The sequence below is a fragment of the Paracoccus onubensis genome (assembly GCF_003591515.1).
GTDB lineage: Bacteria > Pseudomonadota > Alphaproteobacteria > Rhodobacterales > Rhodobacteraceae > Paracoccus > Paracoccus onubensis.
Genome location: NZ_QZCG01000008.1, coordinates 225,023 through 244,171, shown reverse-complemented (window position 1 = coordinate 244,171; position 19,149 = coordinate 225,023). Strand labels below are relative to the sequence as shown.

The 19,149-nt window shown below is 59.3% G+C and carries 18 protein-coding genes and 3 pseudogenes; 10 read left to right on the top strand and 11 right to left on the bottom strand.

Features of this window, described 5'->3' with window-relative positions; translation table 11 throughout:
- Positions 1–35 precede the first annotated feature (35 nt).
- The 4 genes from D3P04_RS13200 to D3P04_RS13185 form a co-directional block, all read right to left on the bottom strand.
- Entirely contained in the window at positions 36–1,328 is a 1,293-nt protein-coding gene (locus D3P04_RS13200; RefSeq protein WP_119749617.1) for an LVIVD repeat-containing protein, read from the bottom strand.
- Positions 1,325–2,860 carry a tripartite tricarboxylate transporter permease gene (locus D3P04_RS13195; RefSeq protein WP_119749615.1) on the bottom strand — a complete coding sequence of 512 codons (1,536 nt, stop codon included), beginning with the start codon at positions 2,858–2,860 and terminating at the stop codon, positions 1,325–1,327. Before D3P04_RS13195 ends, D3P04_RS13200 begins: the two co-directional genes overlap by 4 nt.
- Complete coding sequence (locus tag D3P04_RS13190; protein ID WP_119749613.1) at positions 2,860–3,357, bottom strand: tripartite tricarboxylate transporter TctB family protein; 498 nt, start codon at positions 3,355–3,357, stop codon at positions 2,860–2,862. Before D3P04_RS13190 ends, D3P04_RS13195 begins: the two co-directional genes overlap by 1 nt.
- An 85-nt stretch (positions 3,358–3,442) precedes the next feature.
- Entirely contained in the window at positions 3,443–4,441 is a 999-nt protein-coding gene (locus D3P04_RS13185; protein WP_119749611.1) for a Bug family tripartite tricarboxylate transporter substrate binding protein, read from the bottom strand.
- Positions 4,442–4,558: 117 nt separating this feature from the next.
- On the opposite strand from D3P04_RS13185, the gene D3P04_RS13180 reads away from it, so the two are divergent.
- On the top strand, positions 4,559–5,221 hold the full coding sequence (locus D3P04_RS13180; RefSeq protein WP_119749609.1) for a FadR/GntR family transcriptional regulator: 663 nt from the start codon (positions 4,559–4,561) through the stop codon (positions 5,219–5,221).
- Between the two features lie 185 nt (positions 5,222–5,406).
- Here the strand turns inward: D3P04_RS13180 and D3P04_RS13175 are convergent.
- The 4 genes and pseudogenes from D3P04_RS13175 to D3P04_RS13155 all read right to left on the bottom strand — a co-directional run.
- Positions 5,407–5,637 (bottom strand): annotated as a pseudogene (locus D3P04_RS13175) (IS3 family transposase); the annotation flags it as partial.
- A 34-nt stretch (positions 5,638–5,671) separates the two neighbouring features.
- Positions 5,672–5,752: pseudogene (locus tag D3P04_RS23950) on the bottom strand (hypothetical protein); the annotation flags it as partial.
- Between the two features lie 495 nt (positions 5,753–6,247).
- Positions 6,248–6,472, bottom strand: a pseudogene (locus D3P04_RS23945) (hypothetical protein); the annotation flags it as partial.
- A gap of 107 nt (positions 6,473–6,579) precedes the next feature.
- On the bottom strand, positions 6,580–7,032 hold the full coding sequence (locus D3P04_RS13155; RefSeq protein ID WP_119749603.1) for a hypothetical protein: 453 nt from the start codon (positions 7,030–7,032) through the stop codon (positions 6,580–6,582).
- A 171-nt stretch (positions 7,033–7,203) separates the two neighbouring features.
- Here D3P04_RS13155 and D3P04_RS13150 point away from each other — a divergent pair, with 171 nt between their 5' ends.
- Complete coding sequence (locus tag D3P04_RS13150; RefSeq protein WP_182912845.1) at positions 7,204–7,416, top strand: hypothetical protein; 213 nt, start codon at positions 7,204–7,206, stop codon at positions 7,414–7,416.
- A gap of 117 nt (positions 7,417–7,533) precedes the next feature.
- On the opposite strand, the gene D3P04_RS23125 is transcribed toward D3P04_RS13150, so the two are convergent.
- Together D3P04_RS23125 and D3P04_RS13140 are read right to left on the bottom strand one after the other, a co-directional pair.
- Complete coding sequence (locus tag D3P04_RS23125; protein WP_147391930.1) at positions 7,534–8,259, bottom strand: hypothetical protein; 726 nt, start codon at positions 8,257–8,259, stop codon at positions 7,534–7,536.
- 173 nt (positions 8,260–8,432) lie between these two features.
- Entirely contained in the window at positions 8,433–9,116 is a 684-nt protein-coding gene (locus D3P04_RS13140; protein ID WP_182912844.1) for a TetR/AcrR family transcriptional regulator, read from the bottom strand.
- Between the two features lie 304 nt (positions 9,117–9,420).
- Between D3P04_RS13140 and D3P04_RS13135 the strand changes: the two genes are divergently transcribed.
- From D3P04_RS13135 to D3P04_RS13120, 4 genes are read left to right on the top strand one after another with little or no spacing between them, the layout of a single operon-like run.
- Positions 9,421–10,416 carry an HlyD family efflux transporter periplasmic adaptor subunit gene (locus D3P04_RS13135; RefSeq protein ID WP_119749595.1) on the top strand — a complete coding sequence of 332 codons (996 nt, stop codon included), beginning with the start codon at positions 9,421–9,423 and terminating at the stop codon, positions 10,414–10,416.
- The gene (locus tag D3P04_RS13130; protein ID WP_119749593.1) at positions 10,413–12,173 is read left to right on the top strand and encodes an ATP-binding cassette domain-containing protein; all 1,761 of its coding nucleotides are present in this window, start codon (positions 10,413–10,415) and stop codon (positions 12,171–12,173) included. The genes D3P04_RS13135 and D3P04_RS13130 overlap by 4 nt, the downstream gene beginning before the upstream one ends.
- Positions 12,170–13,297, top strand: coding sequence for an ABC transporter permease (locus D3P04_RS13125; protein WP_119749591.1), 1,128 nt, complete (start codon positions 12,170–12,172; stop codon positions 13,295–13,297). The genes D3P04_RS13130 and D3P04_RS13125 overlap by 4 nt, the downstream gene beginning before the upstream one ends.
- A 3-nt stretch (positions 13,298–13,300) precedes the next feature.
- Positions 13,301–14,401 (top strand): ABC transporter permease, encoded by a 1,101-nt coding sequence (locus D3P04_RS13120; RefSeq protein WP_119749589.1) that lies wholly within the window; start codon positions 13,301–13,303, stop codon positions 14,399–14,401.
- Positions 14,402–14,581: 180 nt separating this feature from the next.
- Here D3P04_RS13120 and D3P04_RS13115 read toward each other — a convergent pair whose 3' ends face one another.
- On the bottom strand, positions 14,582–15,235 hold the full coding sequence (locus tag D3P04_RS13115; protein ID WP_119749587.1) for a hydrolase: 654 nt from the start codon (positions 15,233–15,235) through the stop codon (positions 14,582–14,584).
- A gap of 153 nt (positions 15,236–15,388) precedes the next feature.
- On the opposite strand from D3P04_RS13115, the gene D3P04_RS13110 reads away from it, so the two are divergent.
- The 4 genes from D3P04_RS13110 to D3P04_RS13095 all read left to right on the top strand — a co-directional run bounded on the left by D3P04_RS13110 (position 15,389) and on the right by D3P04_RS13095 (position 19,121).
- On the top strand, positions 15,389–16,282 hold the full coding sequence (locus tag D3P04_RS13110) for a LysR family transcriptional regulator (protein WP_119749585.1): 894 nt from the start codon (positions 15,389–15,391) through the stop codon (positions 16,280–16,282).
- Between the two features lie 115 nt (positions 16,283–16,397).
- On the top strand, positions 16,398–16,739 hold the full coding sequence (locus D3P04_RS13105; protein WP_119749583.1) for an ArsR/SmtB family transcription factor: 342 nt from the start codon (positions 16,398–16,400) through the stop codon (positions 16,737–16,739).
- The gene (locus D3P04_RS13100) at positions 16,736–17,662 is read left to right on the top strand and encodes an SRPBCC family protein (protein ID WP_119749581.1); all 927 of its coding nucleotides are present in this window, start codon (positions 16,736–16,738) and stop codon (positions 17,660–17,662) included. The genes D3P04_RS13105 and D3P04_RS13100 overlap by 4 nt, the downstream gene beginning before the upstream one ends.
- 268 nt (positions 17,663–17,930) lie before the next feature.
- Entirely contained in the window at positions 17,931–19,121 is a 1,191-nt protein-coding gene (locus D3P04_RS13095; RefSeq protein WP_119749579.1) for an OpgC family protein, read from the top strand.
- The last annotated feature ends 28 nt before the right edge of the window (positions 19,122–19,149 follow it).

The window sequence follows — 19,149 nt, the reverse complement described above, 5'->3', positions numbered from 1 at the left end:
GTTGGCGTTGCGTGGGGGCGGTCGCCCGCCATGCGCTATTCGAAGGTCAGGATGCTGAGACCCCGGTTGCGATCCAGCAGATAGATGGTGCCGTCGTCGCCCACGGCAACGTCGTTGGATTGCGGGGCAGGTTCATCGCCCATGGGTTCGGGTACGAAATATCCCACCTCGACCGGCAGTTCCGGATCGGCAGCATCGATGATCCGCAGGCCTCCCGAAAACCACGCGGCATAGATCAGCGTGCCGTCCAGCCGTTCATAGAACTGATGCGCCCCAAACCGGCCCGGCGAGCGGCTGTAGGGTGAGGCGCTTTCATCGAGTGAGAAGATCGACAGCGGTTTCATGTTGCCGAGGTCGGTCACATCGAAAAGCCAAAGGAAACCGTGCAGGCGACCATGAAGGTGGTCGTGTTCTTCGTCGATGACGGCAGCGACCCGGCGGCCGCCTATCTGTTGTTCGAACGGCATGGCCGTGTGTGTCGGCTCCGGTACGGCGGGATGATAATCGTAGCTGCCAATTGTCTTCATCTGTGCCAGATCGCGGGCGTCGATGACCTGAAACCCGGCATGCCAGACCGCTGCCCATAATTCATCGCCGCATTTCATCGCATGATGAAGCCTGTGCCTGAGCCCGGTCCATGTCGGCCGTTCGCCGCCGGCGAGGTGCTGGCCGGGTAGCCACCAGCGACCGATCTCAACCGGTCGCGCTGGCTTGGTGATGTCATAGACAACCAGAACGTTGCCTTTGTAGCCATCCATTTCAGTTGAGATATAGGCATGGCGTTCGTCAGCATCAAAGCGATGAACCCCGACGCCTCCGGTCCGATGATGCGTCAAAAGCCGAGGGTTCGTGCGATCACTGATGTCCCAGAGCCTGAAGCCGCCTTCGTTATAGATCTGACCGGTCATGATCCGCAGCCTTGCCATGTCCGAAGCTTCGGCTCCGATACGTGCCGCGATCTCTGTCTCGTCAGGGTCGCGGCCCAGTTCTTTTCGCAATGCCGCCTCGGCGCCGGGAATGGCATTAGCCCGGCGTTTGGCATGGCGGTCGTTCTGTTCGACATTGGTGATCATCAGATCGCCGATCACACGCACTTTGTGGGTATGCGAACTGTCATCATCCAGCCTGATCCGCGCTACAATGCGTGGACAGGTGCGATCGGTCACGTCGATGATCGTGGTGCCGTGAGGCGGCTTCATATGTCCGACAAACACATGATTGCCCTGAACCACCACCTGGCCGCCGCCGGGAATGTCCAGTGCTGCAATCTCGCGTACACGGTGAGCATGTGGCGGTCTGGCGCTGTGATTTTTGTTGGCGGAACTCATGCATCCGGCCCTGCATGCGACTTTGACGTCTGCCGTTCCAGCCAGGCGCGACGCCGCTGCATCAGCGGAGGCAGGGCGAGGGTCAGGATCAGCATGACCCAAAGGACATTGCCGATGGTCGACGAGAACATGACCATCGGATCGTTGCCTGAAATCCGCATCGCCAGCAGAAACGATCGTTCGATCAGTGGCCCGAGGATCACACCGATCAGGATCGCCGCGACATGATAGCCGGTCTTGCGCGCGATATAGCCGATTACCCCGAATGCGACCGCGACACCCATGTCAAAGATGAATCCGCGCGGGACGAACGCGCCGACCAGAGTAAAGGCCACAATGAAGGGCGCCAGATAAACCGTCGAGATCACAGTGATCCGCGACATGTAGCGGACCATTGGGAACATGAACGGGATCATCATGATATAGGACACGGCCATCACCGCGATCACCCCATAGGCCAGCTGAGGTTGTTCGACGAAGAGACGCGGCCCAAAGGGAACACCATGAAACTGCAGCACGATCATCATCACCGCTGCCGTGCTGCCGCCAGGAACACCAATCGCGAGAAGCGGAACCAGCGTGCCTGTGGTGACGCCGTTGTTCGCGGATTCTGGCGCAATCACGCCCTGCGGGTGGCCCGTGCCGAATTTCTCGGGTGTCTTCGAGAAGAAGAGGCTTTGCTGATACGCCACGAAAGAGGCGATACTTGCCCCTGCACCCGGCAAGGCACCGATGATCAATCCCAGGATCGAAGTCCAGACGATCTGCCACCAATAGGTAAAAGCATGAAAGATTTCTTTCGCGCTTTCTCGCCATGTCACGCGGCCTCTGGACTGACTTCCCTGTTTGACCAGGGTCGTTTCCTCGAGCATGACCAGCGCTTCTGAAATCGCGAAAAGCCCGATCAGTGCAGGAACCAGCGGCACTCCGTCGAACAGTGCCAGAAAGCCGAAGGTGCCGCGGGGCGTGGCATAGATATGGTCCGCACCCATTGCGCCCAGCATCAACCCGAATGCCCCCGCAATCAGTCCCTTCAGCATATCTTGCGCCGCAATAGAGGCAATCAGCGCAAGGCCGAACAGCATGACGACGACCATTTCGACACTGTGGATGTAATATCCGACTTTCGAGAGCATCGGCAAAGCGAACAGCGTGACGATTGAACTGATGAGCCCGCCAAGTACTGATGCAACGAAACACAGTGCCAGTGCCTTTACCGCTTGGCCGTTCTTGGTCATCGGATAGCCGTCCAGCGTCGTCGCCGCCGCGCCGCCTGTGCCTGGAATGTTGACGAGGATCGCGGGGATGCCGCAGCCAAGATGCGATGCACAATAAAGCGAAACCATGAAGGTCAGCGCCAATTCTACATTCAAAGCCAGTGTCAGGGGCAGCAGGATGATGATCGTGTTATGCGCCGCAAATCCGGGTACGGCACCCGCCACGAGACCGACCATGATCGCCGGGATCATGATCCACCACATGCTGAAGGCATGACCGAACAGACCTGAGACCGTAGCGAGATCGTATTCCATCAGATCAGTGCCTCGACCAGAAGCTCGAACGGGCCTTTGGGAAAATGCGTGCCCAAAAGAAAGATGAAAAAGAACCACCCGACCAATCCGCCGACGGCGGCAATCTGGACTGCACGCCAGAACGGGCGAACCCCAAGCGCGATAAATGAAGAAGCCAGAAAGCTGAATGTGGTCAGGGTGAAGCCCAGCCAAGGCACCAGCACAAGCGCCGCCAGCATGAGACAGAAGAACACGGAGCGGCTTCGCCGGGATTCACGTGGCCCGAACAAATCACCGAAACCCATTGAATAACGGGCGCTGGCGAGGCCGCGCAGTACGCGGATCAGGTAGATGGTCACCAGCAAAAGAAGCAATCCTGCCAGCATGATGCCACTGAACTGCGCCTCGGCCGGGAAATCCCAGACCGACCAGACATAGTAAAGGGCATAGAGCGCGGCACAGACTGGCAGTATAAGGTCGGCACCGACCGGTTTCGAGGCGGCCTGTTTCTCGGTCATCGAATTGCCCTCATGTGATGTCAGACAAGAAAGATGAAAAGGTACGGAACAGCCGTTTGAAAAAATCAGTTCCGCAGTTCAGCGATCATTCGCCGGTCAGAAGGTCACGGTATTTGGTCGCCAGTTCTGCCGTCGCTGCTGCTTCGGCCATCGCCGCTTCCTGGTCGCCCGGATCAATGAATTCGACCGGAACGCCAGCTGCCGCGACCGCAGCGACGTAGTCAGGATCGACCAGCGTTTCGCGGATGGTTTTCTTCAGCAGTTCGACCCGTTCAGGATATTCTTCGAGAACCGAAGCCTGAACGGCAAAGGCACGTGAACTGGTCAATGCCGGCAAATCGGTTCCGGCGGCTTCGTTCACGGTCGGTGCATTGCCAGTCTGGTCCGGCACCGGATTCTCGTCTGCGAAAATGCCGAGAACGCGGGCCTCCGGTCCTAAGGTGATCGGGTTGGCGAGCGGCAACGCAGAAGCATCGACCTCGCCTGTGATTGCGGCCATGGCGGTCGGATTGCCGCCTCCATACGGGATCAGGTTAAATTCTGCGCCAGTCGCCTCGCCCAGCGCCAACATCCCAATCGAGGCTGGATGCGGCAACCGGCTGACAGAAATCGTCACCGGCCGTTCCTTCGCCTCTTCGATCAACTGTTGCAGTGTCTCGAACTTGGAATTTGCGCCAACCCATATCGCCATCGGCTCGGTGCTCGTCTTCTGAATATACACCAGGTCCTCGCCGATCGTGATCGGCACGTCCTGGAGCTCCAGCATTATGACTTCGGGGCCAATGTTGCTGAACATCAGATGGGTCCCGTCGGCCTTGCTCTTCATGAAGAATTCATAGCCTACCTGTCCCGCAGCGCCGGGGTAATAGCTGAATTCGGAGTTGCGCTCCAAATATTTGGCCCAGACTTTGGTAATCGCGCGCGCATCCCTGTCGGCACCCCCGCCTTCGCCAGTCGGGATCGTGATAGAGATGTTGCCATCGGGATAATCCGTATCCTGTGCCAATGCGGGCACGCTCAAGTAAGTGGCAAGCGCCATTGCCGCGATGGCGGTGAAGCCTGCGTTTCTGACGAAATTCTTCATGTCCGATTCTCCTCCCCAGGTCGGATATGATCACTTGGTATGATTGACCAATTTTGAACCAATCTTTATGCATAGCTTAGTATTAGTCAACCAAAATTCCAGATTGGTCAACCAATTATGCCGATAAACACTTCTGACCGTGCAATTGATGCATTGAGCGAACTGATCAAGTCAGAGGAATTCGCGCCCGGATCGCGACTTCCGACCGAGCGCGAACTGTCAGCAAGGCTGCAAGTCAACCGTGCAACGATTCGCAAGGCGCTTGCCCGTCTGGAATACGAAGGGCGCATCACGCGGCATGTCGGGCGCGGAACTTTCGTGGCCGAGATGGCGGCACTGCCGCAGGATATCGCCGCGGCGTCCTCTCCCATCGAATTGATGGATGCGCGGCTGCTGATCGAGCCAGTCATCGCGCGCGAAGCTGCCCTCAGGGCGCGGGTACCTGATCTTGAGCAGATGCAGAAACTGTTGGATCTTTTCGAACGCGCCGATGAATATAGCGAATTCGAGAAGTGGGATATCCAGTTCCATCGCGGTGTTGCTCGTGCGACACAGAATTCAATCTTTGCCAGCATCGACGAAATGCTGCGCAATCTGCGCAGTACTCCCGAATGGGACAAGTTCAAGCGTGGCTCGTTCTCTGCTGCCACGCGAGAGCTCTATCGCCACGAGCACCGCCTCATTCTGGCGGCCCTGTCCGAGCGTGATGCGATCGCCGCCGGTAAAGCGATGGAGATGCATATCCGCTCAATTCATGACCGGCTGACACGTTTTGGGTGAACCTATCATAGGCTGTTGAAGGAAATATGTTTTGCAAGGTAAAAAACAGCCTTACCATAGTCGGGTATTCGGCTTGGAGTGTTGATTGATCATTGAATCTGAGGCCGGGTTCTTGAAGTGCTGATGTTGATGACTTCTATCATGAACACGACGACAGCCTGATGGACTGAATAACCCCGAGTTTCTTAGACACCTTCGCGTCTTATCATCATCCGTCGCTTGAGCTCTGCGGGCGACAGTATCCCGTTCCTCGCATGCTTGCGCTTCGGGTTGTAGAACATCTCAATGAAATCGAACACGTCCTGCCTTGCATCTGCCGGTGTCCGGTAAGTTCTGCGCCGGATCCGTTTGCGCTTGAGCAGGTTGAAGAAGCTTTCGGCGACGGCGTTGTCGTGACAGTTGCCGCGGTGGCTCATAACGCATGTGCACCAGCACCATTCCTGTCTGATCCCGAACCAGCAGCTTGATCCTGTCAGCCCGCTCCGCCCGAAACACAAAAACCTTTACCGGTCCTGCCCGCCCGAATATCATCGAACGGCAAACCGTGCCGCACGGATCACGCGTGTCAGCCGACCTTCCTAGGCAGACGCATCTGCCCGGATCACGACGTCGCCAACCACAATTGCGATAACGGAACTATCCTGCACAGACGGCAACAGAAGCGGGTTCCTCAACCACCAGTTCGGCGAACATCGGCAGGGCCGACACGCTTTCGGGCAGCGCCAGCTTGCCGTTGCGCAATTGTTTGCGCCAATCGTAAACCTGCCAGCGGGTCGTATCATGCCTGCGGGCAACATCGGCTATGGCCCACCACCAACCTCCATACAGCTCACTAAAGCACCTTTGCCAAATTTAGCTGACGTCAAGCTGCAGCAATTCGCTGAGTACCGCGGCCTGCGCACCGCTGACCTCGGCCTGTCCGAGTATGCTGCGCGGTGATAAGAAAGGCCGGTTCGAGAAAGCTGCACCGCAGCAATGGCCAGCCTTGCGAATGTCTGCAGTGGGCCGGCGTCGCCGGTTCCCGGGTCAGATCGGCTGAGCCAGGCGAACCTCAACGATTGCTGTGCCGCAGGATGTTGCTCGGAGGCCCGAGCTGCCGGTCAGCATCGGCTCGCTGTAAAGGGTCCATTCATCCTCGCCTGCTGTTGCCCAGATCCCGCCTCGGGACAGGAACGGCTCGATGGTCAACACCAGACCCTTGTGCATTCGCCGCTTGTCGCCCCGTGTCGGCCAAGTAGCCACTTCCTTGGGGTGATTTCGTTTGGAATCTGTTCATCTGCCTGAGCGTTTGCCGAAGTGCTAAAAAGGAGCGCCAAAAGAATAGAAAACTTCGTGATATATCTCATAATTCCCTCAGCTCATGGTCGCCACGGATTTGTTTGTTCCAACTGGCGTTGATAAGCTTCGATATCAGGGGTCGTGACCGCGCCCTCTGGAGGCCTGGGGAACGCCGTATCCATGGCGTCCATAGCCGGTTGCAACGCGCTACCCGGCTCTTGGATGTCCGGACAATCTTCAGTTAAGATGTCATAACCTCGACGCGCGAGTGTCCGTACTCCACTGACCAAGGCGATTAACGCAAGGCCCACATCCGGCTTCGCGAGTTGTGTTTCTGCTTGGCGCGCGATGCGCCGTACGGCGACGGAGAGCGCATGGATATCGGCCCCCGACACTGTCGGTGTCGCAAGGCATTGGATCGCTTTAGTCCCTTGAATTTCGCCTCGTTCGATGCGGTATGCGAAGGTCTGCAAGCGATCCGCATAAGTATCATAGACTGCTATCGCTATCTGGAAAGCCTTTGTTGGTGTCATAGGTCACACTCATTTGGGTTGCCTGCGCGAATTGACGCTCGCGAAGGATTAACAGGTGCGCGATCATTCCACCCAGTATGCCAGTAGTGCTTGACCTTATCGCGTGAGATCGCATCCTGTCGCGAACCCGGAAGCCAGTTATCGCCAAGGATTATTGACGGTTTCCAAATAATGCAGGCGGCAGAGGCGCTGCGCTCGCTCATCGGGGAAATCACCCTCACCCCCGGTGACAAGCATGGCGAGGTGCATGCCGCACTACGCGGCGAACTGATGGGCATCCTCGGTCTTGCCAGGGCTGAGGAAGGAGGGCCGCCAGCCCTCCTTATGACAGCGGCTGAAGCCAGCCCTGCAACCAAAAAATATGTAATAAAAACAATACCTTAAATCCTGCACTCAGGCCGTTCTGTTGTGACCCAAATGAAGCAGGCAACCCGAGACCGACGACTACCAAAATCAAACCCGCAGACTCTCGTCATGAGCGAGGGACCAGCGGCGGGCAGGTCACAGGGGCCGAGTTTCCTTTTGAAGCATCCTCGATACGACCTGCGCGAAGGGATTTCTCGGCCTGTCGGCTGCTTCGTCAGCACCGCTTTTTGCCTGCCATTTATAGATGAGAGATCGCGTGACCTGACCTTCCTGCTCGACCTGCTGGACAGTCAATTCGCCAGCATCCAGTTTCTCGATAATGAACTTCTTGAAACCGGTCGGCCAGATCCGGCGTCCGGTCGAGCTGATCGGGACTGTGAAGCCGAATGGCCGGAAGGGTGGATTGTCATCGGTCATGCTGTCCTCCGTATTCGGGGCAGCATAACATCGTCGCAAACCGGTTCTCAGAGCTTGTGGCAGGGGGCAGATGCAACGCTTACCGTAAAGTTGGGGCAGGAATCCCTTGTTCTGTCGGCCAAGTTGTCCCCATTCTTGCCGAATCTCTTTCATGGCTTCGAAATCATCTCCCGGCGTATCGGAGAGACGCTCGAGGATGGCTGTCAAAACCGGAGCGGGCTTACCTTGAAGCTTGCTTAGAAAATCACTCAACCTGTTACCCATTGCCTTCTCAACACGCAGCTTGTTGTGAATCAGCATTTTTGGACTGTCTGCCCGAAACCTGCGCCCAATTCTTGAACAGAACCTCTGAAGGCGCAAGCCTTTGTGCGGCTTTGCCGCGCAAAGGCGGATGGCGCTTCGATATGGGAGGTCTCCGCGCCGCCCGCCATCGGTCACGCCCATCGAGATGCTCCTGCACAGCGGAGAGATTCGGGCTGGTGCGTTTTGCGTTGGCCCCCGAGACCGCGGCGTGTAGCTTGACTCCCGGCATCATGCTTTCTACCGCAATTCGTAGACGGATTTGAACGTCATGCCGAACCTGCATCGGATTTTCGCTTGCAAGAACCGGTAAAATATCAGTCCAATGCAGAATAATCCGGACCTGTTTCTGCGCGTTTGATCAATTTCTGCCGATATCTGTCGCCGACGGCTTCAAGCCCGCCTACCGCGAATGTATGAAGATGTTCGACCAGTTCCTCTCGGGAAAGGTCGAGCATGATCTCGCTGAATGGCAGATGACGGCCGACCAGCAGCAGCGCCAGACATGGCGCCCCCACGCAGGGCAGGCAAGACCACAGTGCCGGGTCGTCAGGCGGAAGCGAGGTGATCTCGCCCAGTATCGGCAGGACCAGCAGGAGCTTCGGGACCACCTCGACATCGCGTAGTACCTCGATATGCGGGCCGGGGGCGAGCAGTTCCCGGAACAACACGATGACGGGCCATCTATCGCTGCCCGATCCGCTGGCAACGAAGAATTCTATCAGCGTTCTCAGCTTGTCGCGGGCGGGCAGCTTTGATGACGCAATGCGCTCGATATCGGCCCTGTCTATGATGCGGCGATGCGCTTCGACCAGAACGGCCTGGTAAAGCCCGTTGCGGTTGCCGAAATGGTAGTTGATTGACGCCATGTCGGCCCCGGCCTTCGCCGCAACCATCTTGTTCGGCGTTCCGGCAAATCCATTGACGGCGATCAATTCTCCGGCGGTTTGGAGGATGCGCTTGCGAGTCGCCTTGCCATCGGCACGTCTTGCTTTGGTCATCTTATGCATGAACCCCTTGCCGAAAAAAGGCCGCACCCACCATCGGGCAGCCCAGGGGCTGTCCGGTCAGGCTGACCGAATAATATGATAATATGTCATTGCGCAACCGCCGTCAGAAGCCCGTCCGTGCCGCCCAGCACATCGGCGCCGGTTTTCAGCGGGGCCGGAATAGGTTTCGGATTCCATTGCGTTTCTCTGAAATTGCGATTGCGATTTTAACTTGGATTTAATTTAAATCTAATTTAAACTATATGTCAAGCCACAGAATCATGGCGCCGTAACCCAAAATCGAAAGTCTCTTGCGATGAAGAAGCTGATCCCCGTTCTTGTCATCCTCGTCGCTCTTGCCGGTGGCTGGTATTGGTGGAGCCAGCGTAGCGCCACCGATGACGGGCAGCTGACGCTTTATGGAAATGTCGATATCCGGCAGATCACCCTTGCCTTCGATGGCAGCGGACGCATCAGCAAATTGCATGTCGAGGAAGGCGATCAGGTAGAAAAGGGACAGGTCGTCGGGCTGCTGGACATAAGAACGTTGCAATTGCAGGCAGATGCGCAGGAATCGACCGTCGAAGCGCAGCGGCAGGCCGTTCTGAAGCTGAAGAACGGTTCGCGCCCCGAGGAGATCGCGCAGGCGCGGGCACAGCTGGATTCCGCCAGGGCAATGCATGAACTGGCCCGGCAGGATCTGGCGCGTGTAAGCCAGCTTCGCTCATCTCGCAGTGGTGCGACCAGCCAGCAAAGCCTTGAACAGGCGCAGGCGCAGGCCGAGGCGACCATGGCCGCAGTGGCGGAGGCGCAAGCGGCACTCGATCTGGTCGAGGCCGGAGCCCGTGCCGAGGATGTCGCTCAAGCCGAGGCGCAGCTGCGATCGGCAGAAGTCCAGCTGGACCTGTTGCGCCATCAGATCAGTCAGGGAGAACTGATTGCACCCGAAGATGCCGTCATTCGGTCGCGGCTGCGCGAGCCGGGCGATATGGTCAGTTCAAGCACGCCGGTCTTTGCCCTTGCACTGACCCGGCCGAAATGGGTGCGCGTCTATGTCAGCGAGCCTGATCTGGGCAGGATCAGGCCCGGCATGCAGGCAGAGGTCTTTGCCGACAGCCATCCCGACCAGCCGGTTGAAGGCAAGGTTGGCTATATCTCTTCGGTCGCGGAATTCACGCCGAAAAGCGTCCAGACGGAAGAGTTGCGCACGAGTCTTGTCTATGAGGTGCATGTGATCATGTCGGATCAGGCCGACAGGCTGCGGCTTGGCCAGCCGGTGACGGTCCGTCTGACGACCGGGGCCGGGACATGACCGGCCTGACCGTCACCGCCGAAAATCTGCGCAGGTCCTTCGACGATCCGAGTATCGGCGAAGTCGTGGCGGTTGACGGGTTGTCGATGAGCGTGCGCAGGGGCGAACTGACGGCTCTGGTCGGGCCCGACGGGGCGGGTAAGACAACATTGATGCGGATGTTCACGGGCCTTCTGAAGCCGCAATCGGGCAGCTTGTCGGTGCTTGGCGTCGACGTGGCACGAGACCCTCAATCGGTGCAGGACCGGATCAGCTATATGCCGCAGCGCTTCGGGCTTTACGAGGATTTGAGCGTTCAGGAAAACCTCGACCTCTATGCCGACCTGCATGGCGTGCCAATGGATCAGCGGCAGGAGCGTTTCGGCCGGATGCTGGAGATGACCGATATGGCGCGGTTCACCGAACGTCCGGCGGGCAAGCTGTCGGGCGGAATGAAGCAGAAACTCGGGCTTGCCTGCACGCTTGTGCGCTCGCCCGATCTCTTGTTGCTGGATGAGCCCAGCGTCGGCGTCGACCCGCTGTCGCGCCGTGATTTGTGGAAGATCGTTCAGCAGCTTGTCGATGACGAAGGACTGAGCGTCATCGTCAGCACCGCCTATATGGATGAGGCGGAACGTTGCGCGCAGGTTTTCGTCATGGACAAGGGGCGCCTGCTGGCTCATGGCTCGCCCGCCGAGCTTACCGCGCGCGCGAAAGGGCTGACCTATACTGCCATTCCCTTGTCCGGAATGCCCGCCCGCGACCTGCAGGCCAGACTGATCGACGCGCGGGAACTGATCGTCGACGCCATGCCCCAGGCGGGCAATGCCCGTTTCATCAAACAGCCCGGCGCGGATGAGGCCGATCTGCGGGACCTGCTGGGCGAGATCGACACGGAACCACGGACAGAGGAGCTTGAGGATGCCTTCATGATGCTTCTGCGCGAACAGGAGCAGGAGGACGGAGAGGTAAGCGTCGAGACCGGGGCCGTGGGAAGGAAGCAGGCCATCAAGGACGGCAAGCCGGTGATCGTCGTGCGTGATCTGGTGCGCAAGTTCGGCGATTTTACCGCTGTCGCCAGCACGTCCTTCGATGTCGCGCAGGGCGAGATCTTCGGGCTTCTTGGCCCCAACGGCGCAGGCAAGACCACCACCTTCCGGATGCTTTGCGGGCTGCTGCCAGCCACCAGTGGTCATCTGGAGGTTGCGGGGCGCAATTTGCGCACCGCCCGCGCGCTGGCCCGCGCCCGGATCGGCTATGTCGCGCAAAAATTTGCGCTTTATAGCAATTTGACGGTGCGCGAGAACCTGGAATTTTTCGGCGGTGCCTATGGATTGCGGGGCCGCGCCCTGAAAACCCGCATCCGGGAGGTGCTTGCGCAATTCGACCTTGACCCGTCTGCGCAAAGCGGACAGCTTCCGGCCGGCTTCAAACAGCGTCTGGCGATGGCGACCGGGCTGCTGCACCAGCCCGAGATCCTGTTTCTGGACGAGCCCACCAGCGGGATCGACCCGCTGGCGCGGCGGGCATTCTGGCGCACGATCACGGCGCTTGCACAAACCGGCGTGACCATCATCATCACCACGCATTTCATGGAAGAGGCCGAATATTGCGATCGCATCGCCATTCAGGATGCGGGCGAGATGCTGATCATCGGCACCCCTCGGGAGGTGCGCGCGCAGGCTGGCGATGGGGCGGGGCAGACGATGAATGACGCTTTCATTGCGATTGTCGAACAGTACCGCGCCGACAGCAGGTCCCGGCAGGTGGCGGCATGAGCGGGTCGGGCTTCATTCCCCGGTTGATCGCACTGACGCGCAAGGAAACCCGTCAGATGCTGCGCGACCGCAGCAATCTGGTCGTGGGCCTGCTGCTGCCCCTGGTGCTGATCCTGCTGTTTGGCTATGGCCTATCCTTCGATGTCACCGATGCCCGTATCGCCGTCGTGCTGGAGGACAGTTCCCCCATCACGCTGAACGCCGTCGCGGGACTGGAAGGGACCAACTATCTCAGCCCGATCTGGCTGCATTCCATGCCCGAGGCCGAAGCCATGATCCGCGCGGGAGAGGCTGACGCCATCCTGCGCGTCCCGGCAGAGTTCACCGCCAATCTGGCCCAGGGGCGCGGGACGCTGCAACTGATCCTGAACGGGGTCGATTCCAATACCGCCCAGTCGATCGAGGGTTACGCCACCGGCGCGATTTCCAACGCTCTGGAACATCTCGCCGACCGGTCCGACACGCGCTTCACCGGCAGCGGCGTGATGGTCGTGACGCGGACATGGTTCAACGAGGCCGGCAACAGCACCTGGTTCCTTGTTCCCGGCCTGATCGTGCTGGTGATGACACTGATCGGCGCCTTCCTCACCTCGCTGCTGATCGCGCGGGAATGGGAGCGGGGCACGCTGGAATCGCTTTTCGTCACGCCCGTGCGTCCGCTGGAACTGGTGTTGTCCAAGCTTGCCCCCTACCTGATCATCGGCGCGATCGACCTGATCATGTGCCTGCTGGCTGCGCGATATCTGTTCGAGGTTCCGATACGCGGCTCGCTCTGGCTCGTGGTGCTGTCCTCGATGCTCTACCTGCTGGTGTCGCTTGGTCTGGGCCTGTGGATTTCGGGAGTGACGCGCAACCAGTTCGCCGCCAGCCAGATGGCGCTGCTGCTCAGCTTCATGCCGGCGATGATGCTGTCGGGCTTCGTTTTCGATCTGCGCAATGTCCCGGTTGCCGTTCAGGTCATCAGCCAGGCGCTGCCCGCCACGCATTTCATGTCGGTCATCAAGACCCTGTTCCTGGCCGGGGACTACTGGCCAACCGTCATCCGCGGTCTGGTGATCCTGACCTGTTACGCTGCCGTGCTGATATGGGCGACGCATCGCACTCTGGCGAAAAGGCTGGATTAGGCCATGCTTTATCTTGCGCAACTCTTCGCTCTGATCCGCAAGGAGCTGCGGGCGATCCTGAAGGATCCCTCCAGCCGGGCGCTGCTTTTCGCGCCGGCGCTGATGCAGGCGCTGCTGTTCGGCTATGGCGCGACCTATGACCTGACCCATGCGCCCTATGCCGTGCTGGATCAGAGCCGCAGCGCAGCCTCGACCGAGATCATTGCCCGGCTGGACGGTACTGGCGTGTTTCAGCGGATCGCAACGCTCGACAATACCAGCCAGATCGCCGAGCAGATCGAAAGCGGAGATGCGCTGCTGGTGCTGCAATTTCAGCCGGATTTTGCCGCCAGGTTGTCGGCTGGGGCCGAGGCGCCGGTGCAGGTTATCCTTGATGGGCGCAATTCGTCGACGGCGGGTCTGGCCTCGGCCTATGTGTCTTCCATTGTTGCGGCCTATAATGCCGATCAGGGGGCGACGACTCCGCTGACTATCGTCAGGCGGGCCTGGTTCAACCCGAATTTCGAATCCCGCTGGAACCTGATGCCCGCGTTGATCGCTTCGCTTTCCATGCTGCAGACGCTGATGCTGGCGGCCCTGTCGGTCGCGCGGGAACGCGAACAGGGCACCTTCGATCAGCTTCAGGTCACGCCACTGACGCCGACCCAGATCCTGATCGGAAAAGCGCTGCCCTCGATCCTTGTCGGGTTGCTGCAATCGACGATCATCTATCTGATCATCCGCTACTGGTTCGGCATTCCGATGAACGGTCAGGTCTGGCTGATGTATCTGGGGCTGATCACCTTCACCACGGCGGCGGTCGGGCTGGGGCTGTCGATTTCGGCCGTGGCGCTGACCATGCAGCAGGCGATGCTGTATACCTTCATCCTGATCATGCCGCTGATGCTGCTGTCCGGACTGCTGACCCCGGTGCGCAACATGCCCGACATTCTGCAATGGGTCACCTATGCCAATCCGCTGCGTTTCGGGATCGATCTGGTTCGCCGGGTCTATCTGGAGGGCGCGGGTTTTCGCGACGTGTCTTTCGACTTCGTGCCATTGCTTGCGGTCGCGGCCGTGACATTGCCGCTGGCGGCCTGGCTGTTCCGGAATAGGTTAAGCTGAGCCCCCGAAAGCCGCGACAACTCGCATATGATGGGATTCTGCCTCGTCATTCCGGTGCGCATGGCAGGATTTTAACAGCTTCCGGAAACACGAAGTCTTGCCTGCAAAATCGGAATGACGAGGCTTTATCAAGGCCAAGCTTTCGAAAGGCCCTTTCTCGCGCCGTCATCCCGACCCCGATCAGCCCTCGGCGCTTGGAACCGGCGTGTTAAGCAGCTGCTGTTCCCACAGGAATGCAATGCCGCTGCCACCGGCATGCTGTACAAGCAATTCCGCCAATTCGGCGGCATGCTCTGTCCGGGCCCAGTCACGCTGCCATTCGGACGCCACGGCCAGCCAGGTCAACATGTTTGCGCCAGCCGCGATCATGCGCTGGATGGCGACCTCATGGGCTTCAACCGACGTGCCGCCGGACGCATCGGTGACGACCGTTACGTCCCAGCCTTCGCCAAGCGCGTGGATCGTCGGCATCGCGACGCATACCTCGGTCCACAGACCGGCGATGATCAGCTGCTTGCGGCCTGTCGCCTTGACCGCGTCCACCACCTTCTGATCTTCCCAGGTGTTGATGAATGTCCTGTCGATCACCTCCTGGTCAGGGAAAACATCGGTGATCTGCGGGAAGATGAGACCGCCCCGGTCAGCGATTACGCTGGTCAGAATGGTGGGCACACCGAAAGCCTTGGCAGCCTTGGCCAAAGCCGTCGAGTTGTTGACCACCATATGCGGATCGTGGCTGTTCAGATTCGCGAGCTGGTAAGGCTGGTGGTCGATCAGAACGAGGACCGAGTCTTCGGGCCGAAGCAGTGACGAAAGTCCGTTACGAAGGGTCATGGATACATCCTTTGCTGCCGTTGTGAGCGGCATTGGTTTCTTTGCGAGGCAGGCGCGGTGGCGACACCGGCTGGAAACTGTATTGCCGTTCCCCTGCGCGATGCGATAGTGCCGCCTTGTGATAAGCTGTGTCGCGAAATGGGGAACGGGAAAGTGGATATCGAAGAGCTGCAGACATTCGTGGAAGTCGCCGATACCGGAGGGGTCTCGGCTGCCGCCCGCCGGCTTGGCGTCTCGAAATCGATCGTCAGCCGACGGCTTTTCAAGCTCGAGGCGGAACTCGACGTCCAGCTTCTTGTCCGGACGACCCGCGGTGCCGCTCTCACGGAAGCCGGAGCCACGTTCAGGGATCATGCAGCCCGGATCGGCGCCGAGATCGAAGCTGCGAGAGAGACGATACTTCCCACCGGCGACCTGCGCGGCCGCCTGAGAGTTGCCGTGCCGCTGACTTTCGGCCCGACCCACTTCGCCCCGGTGCTGACCGAGCTGGCGCAACGCCATCCGCAGCTTCGGGTCCATGCTTCCTACAGCGATCGCTTTGTCGATCTTATCGCCGAGGGCTTTGATTGTGCGATCCGGGTTGGCTATCTCGCGGATTCCAGCCTGATCGCGAAACGCATCGGGCCGATCGCTGGCAAGCTTGTCGCAAGTCCGGACTACATCAGGACCCACGGCTCCCCCGAGACTCCGGAAGAGCTCGTCACCCATCAGGCTCTCATGCAGGGAACCGAATCCTGGCAGCTTCTGGATGGCAACAAGATTATCACGGTTCAGCCGCAGGGGCGTTTCAAGGCCGACAACGGCACAGCCCTTACCGCTGCGGCGGCGGCAGGGTTGGGGATTGGCTATCTTCCGGATTGTCTTACCCATGAACTGGTGTCGACTGGCGTACTTGTTCCGGTCATGACGCGCTTTCCGCCCCCACCGGCGGGCGCATATGTCATCCGTCCCCCGGGCCAGCATCCTGCGCGGAAGGTGCGGATCCTGACCGAGATGCTGATCGAACATTTCAAGGAGAATCCGCAACTTTGGGGTCGCGATCCCTGAGTGACACATATTGAAAAGCGGTCCGCCTGCGACCGCCGCCCGGCTGAAGCGAAAACTTAGCAACTTGACGAAGTTTTCACTTGCGTCGCCGGTAAATTCGTGAATAGTTAGCGATATGGCTAAGCATGATCCTGATCTTTCGCTGCTCTTCCACGCGCTTGCCGATCCGACCCGCAGGTCGATCCTGACCCGGCTTGCCGAAACACCGGCGCGGGTAACGGATCTGGCCGGGCCTACGGGACTGCGGCTGCCCACGGTGATGCGGCATCTCTCCGTACTGGAGCAGGCAGGGTTGATCACCACGTCCAAGGACGGGCGGATACGCACCTGCGCCATCGTGCCCCAGGCTCTGGATCCGGTGCGGACATGGCTTGATGAGCAGCGGGCCATCTGGGATGCCCGACTCGACAGGCTGGATGCATTTGTGATGAATGTGATGAAGGAAAGCAAAGAATGACACGGAACCCCGCGACAAACATTGCGTCCCGCGTGATGTCTGATGACAGGAAGGGCCGCTTTGCGACGCTTACCTTTGACAGGGAGGTGGCCGCGCCATTGGCCGTGCTGTGGGAGGCATGGACGGCTCCGGCGGCGCGGGCGATCTGGGCTGCGCCATCGCCTTCGGTCACCGTGGAGTTCCTGGAGGCCGATACCAGAGTGGGTGGGCGCGAGCTGTCGCTTTGCAAGGTGGCGGGCCAGCCGGATATAAGCTGCGAGTGCGGCTGGCTGGAGTTGCAGCCCATGCTGCGCAGCGTGAATTACGAGGTGATCTCATCCGAAGGCGTGACGCAATCGGTCGCGCTGGTGACAGCGGATATTTCGGGAACGCAGGAACGTAGCCGGCTGGCCCTGACGGTGCAGCTTTCCTCGCTGGCAGAGGACATGGAGGCGGGCTATCAGGAAGGCTTCGGCGCCGGACTGGACAATCTCGCGGGCACGGCTGAACGGACCATGGTGCTGCAGCGGCGGATTCAGGCGCCGCGATCCGTCGTTTGGGGAGCGTGGATGAACGCTGAAACGCTGCCGCAATGGTGGGGGCCTGATGGCTTCTCTTGTCGGACGCAGAGGATCGATCTGCGAACGGGCGGTGATTGGGTGTTCGACATGATCGCGCCTGACGGCACGGTTTTCCCGAACCATCATCGCTATCACGAGATCCGTCCCGAGGAGAGGATCGGCTATACGTTGCATTGGGGCGAAAACGGGCCGAAACATGCCGACGCTTGGGTCTCGTTCGAGGAGCAGGATGGGGCGACGAAGGTAACGTTGGGCATGGTGTTCAGCACGGCTGCCGAGTTCCAGGAGGCGAAAGGATTCGGTGCGGTGGAACTGGGCCTGCAAACGCTGGGCAAGCTGGAGCGCTTCGTTACATCCGGTTGAAATATTGCGATTTCCCGTCAGCCTGAACAAGCGCCTGAATCAGCGGTTGCGGCTATCCACCTTTCGGTAACGAAGCCTGATGCGCTACCGGCCCAAGGCCCGGAATGCCGAGAGCTGCCGGTCCCTTGATGCAATGGAGACCGCGCGGGACCGGTCTGAGGATGACGGTGACCCACGGAAATGCGCTGTACAGATTGCCATGCAACTGATCCTGTGCGAGCTGCGTTGATCCCCAGATCACGAAACAACATAGCGCCGAAAGGGCATTATGCAGCGGCTGGAAATACTGGATGGCATGCGAGGGTATTTCCTCGTTTTCATGATGCTGAATCACCTGACCTTTGCCGGCGGCTATCTGCTGGTCAAGTTCAATCACGGCGAATTGGGCTATGTGCAGGACGCGCAGGGCTTCGTGTTCCTTTCCGGCATGCTGGTCGGCATGGTCTATGCGCGCCGCATGCTGAAAGCGGGCTACGAGACGGGTGCCCGCCAGATCCGCAAACGAGCCCTCGACATTTACCAATATGCGGCGGGTTCCCTGCTGCTGATCATGGTGCTTGGCCTGTTCCTGAAGGAATCCTCCGCCTATTGGGAGCCCTGGCTTTGGGATCTTGCGAACCATGATCCCGTTTATGCGGTGGCGTCCCTGCTGCTGATCTATCAGCCGACCTATATGGACATCCTGCCGCAATATATCGTTTACATGCTGGTATCGCCGCCGCTGGTGTGGCTGTGTGTCACCGGCCGCTGGTCCTGGGTCATTGCTTTCTCTGTCGTGACATGGGTCGCGGTGCAGCTTACCCTGCATTTTCCGCTGGCGGACGGGATCCGCATGATGCTTGACCAGCTTTACGATGGCAAATTGATGCGGGCCGCCTTCAACGTTCTTGCCTGGCAGATCGTCTTCATGACCGGTCTTGTGCTGGGCTCGGTGACAGCGACGCAGAAGATCGACTGGCGCGAGGTTTTCGCGCGGGACGGCGCGGTCGCTCTGGCATGGGCGGCTTTCGTCCTTGTGCTTTGCTTCCTGTCCATACGCATGGGCTTCACCTTCAAGTTCATGCCCGAGAACATGGCCGAGGCGATCAGAAGTCTGGATAACCGGACCCGGTTCAGCTTCATCTATCTCGTGAATTTCATGGCAACCGGATATCTGGTGTCCTGGATGGTCATCGCCGGTCCATATGCGCGCCCCCGGATCGTAAGGGCGCTGGGGAACGGGCTGCGCTGGATCTTCACCCTGTCCTTCCTGCGCCTGATCGGCCGGCATTCACTTCAGGTTTATGCATGGCATGTGGTCGTGATCTATCTGCTGAAGGGCTTCGAGCATCATAACGGCCCCTATAACGAACTGACCAAGACCGCGATCGCGCTTTCGGCGGTTGCCTCACTTGCCATCCCCGCCATTTACCGGGAACGGGCAAGGTTCTTCGGAAAATCCCCTTCTTCCGCAGCGTGAACAGGCAGCAAGGATAAAAGACAGATCC

Bases quoted from the DNA above. Each gene is read 5' to 3' on its own strand.
- D3P04_RS13130 (WP_119749593.1), top strand. From the start codon at position 10,413: ATGACCGGCCTGACCGTCACCGCCGAAAATCTGCGCAGGTCCTTCGAC.
- D3P04_RS13200 (WP_119749617.1), bottom strand. From the start codon at position 1,328: ATGAGTTCCGCCAACAAAAATCACAGCGCCAGACCGCCACATGCTCAC.
- D3P04_RS13095 (WP_119749579.1), top strand. From the start codon at position 17,931: ATGCAGCGGCTGGAAATACTGGATGGCATGCGAGGGTATTTCCTCGTT.
- D3P04_RS13125 (WP_119749591.1), top strand. From the start codon at position 12,170: ATGAGCGGGTCGGGCTTCATTCCCCGGTTGATCGCACTGACGCGCAAG.
- D3P04_RS23125 (WP_147391930.1), bottom strand. From the start codon at position 8,259: ATGGGCGTGACCGATGGCGGGCGGCGCGGAGACCTCCCATATCGAAGC.
- D3P04_RS13185 (WP_119749611.1), bottom strand. From the start codon at position 4,441: ATGAAGAATTTCGTCAGAAACGCAGGCTTCACCGCCATCGCGGCAATG.
- D3P04_RS13100 (WP_119749581.1), top strand. From the start codon at position 16,736: ATGACACGGAACCCCGCGACAAACATTGCGTCCCGCGTGATGTCTGAT.
- D3P04_RS13135 (WP_119749595.1), top strand. From the start codon at position 9,421: ATGAAGAAGCTGATCCCCGTTCTTGTCATCCTCGTCGCTCTTGCCGGT.
- D3P04_RS13115 (WP_119749587.1), bottom strand. From the start codon at position 15,235: ATGACCCTTCGTAACGGACTTTCGTCACTGCTTCGGCCCGAAGACTCG.
- D3P04_RS13150 (WP_182912845.1), top strand. From the start codon at position 7,204: ATGCAGGCGGCAGAGGCGCTGCGCTCGCTCATCGGGGAAATCACCCTC.
- D3P04_RS13180 (WP_119749609.1), top strand. From the start codon at position 4,559: ATGCCGATAAACACTTCTGACCGTGCAATTGATGCATTGAGCGAACTG.
- D3P04_RS13120 (WP_119749589.1), top strand. From the start codon at position 13,301: ATGCTTTATCTTGCGCAACTCTTCGCTCTGATCCGCAAGGAGCTGCGG.
- D3P04_RS13140 (WP_182912844.1), bottom strand. From the start codon at position 9,116: ATGACCAAAGCAAGACGTGCCGATGGCAAGGCGACTCGCAAGCGCATC.
- D3P04_RS13190 (WP_119749613.1), bottom strand. From the start codon at position 3,357: ATGACCGAGAAACAGGCCGCCTCGAAACCGGTCGGTGCCGACCTTATA.
- D3P04_RS13195 (WP_119749615.1), bottom strand. From the start codon at position 2,860: ATGGAATACGATCTCGCTACGGTCTCAGGTCTGTTCGGTCATGCCTTC.
- D3P04_RS13105 (WP_119749583.1), top strand. From the start codon at position 16,398: ATGGCTAAGCATGATCCTGATCTTTCGCTGCTCTTCCACGCGCTTGCC.
- D3P04_RS13155 (WP_119749603.1), bottom strand. From the start codon at position 7,032: ATGACACCAACAAAGGCTTTCCAGATAGCGATAGCAGTCTATGATACT.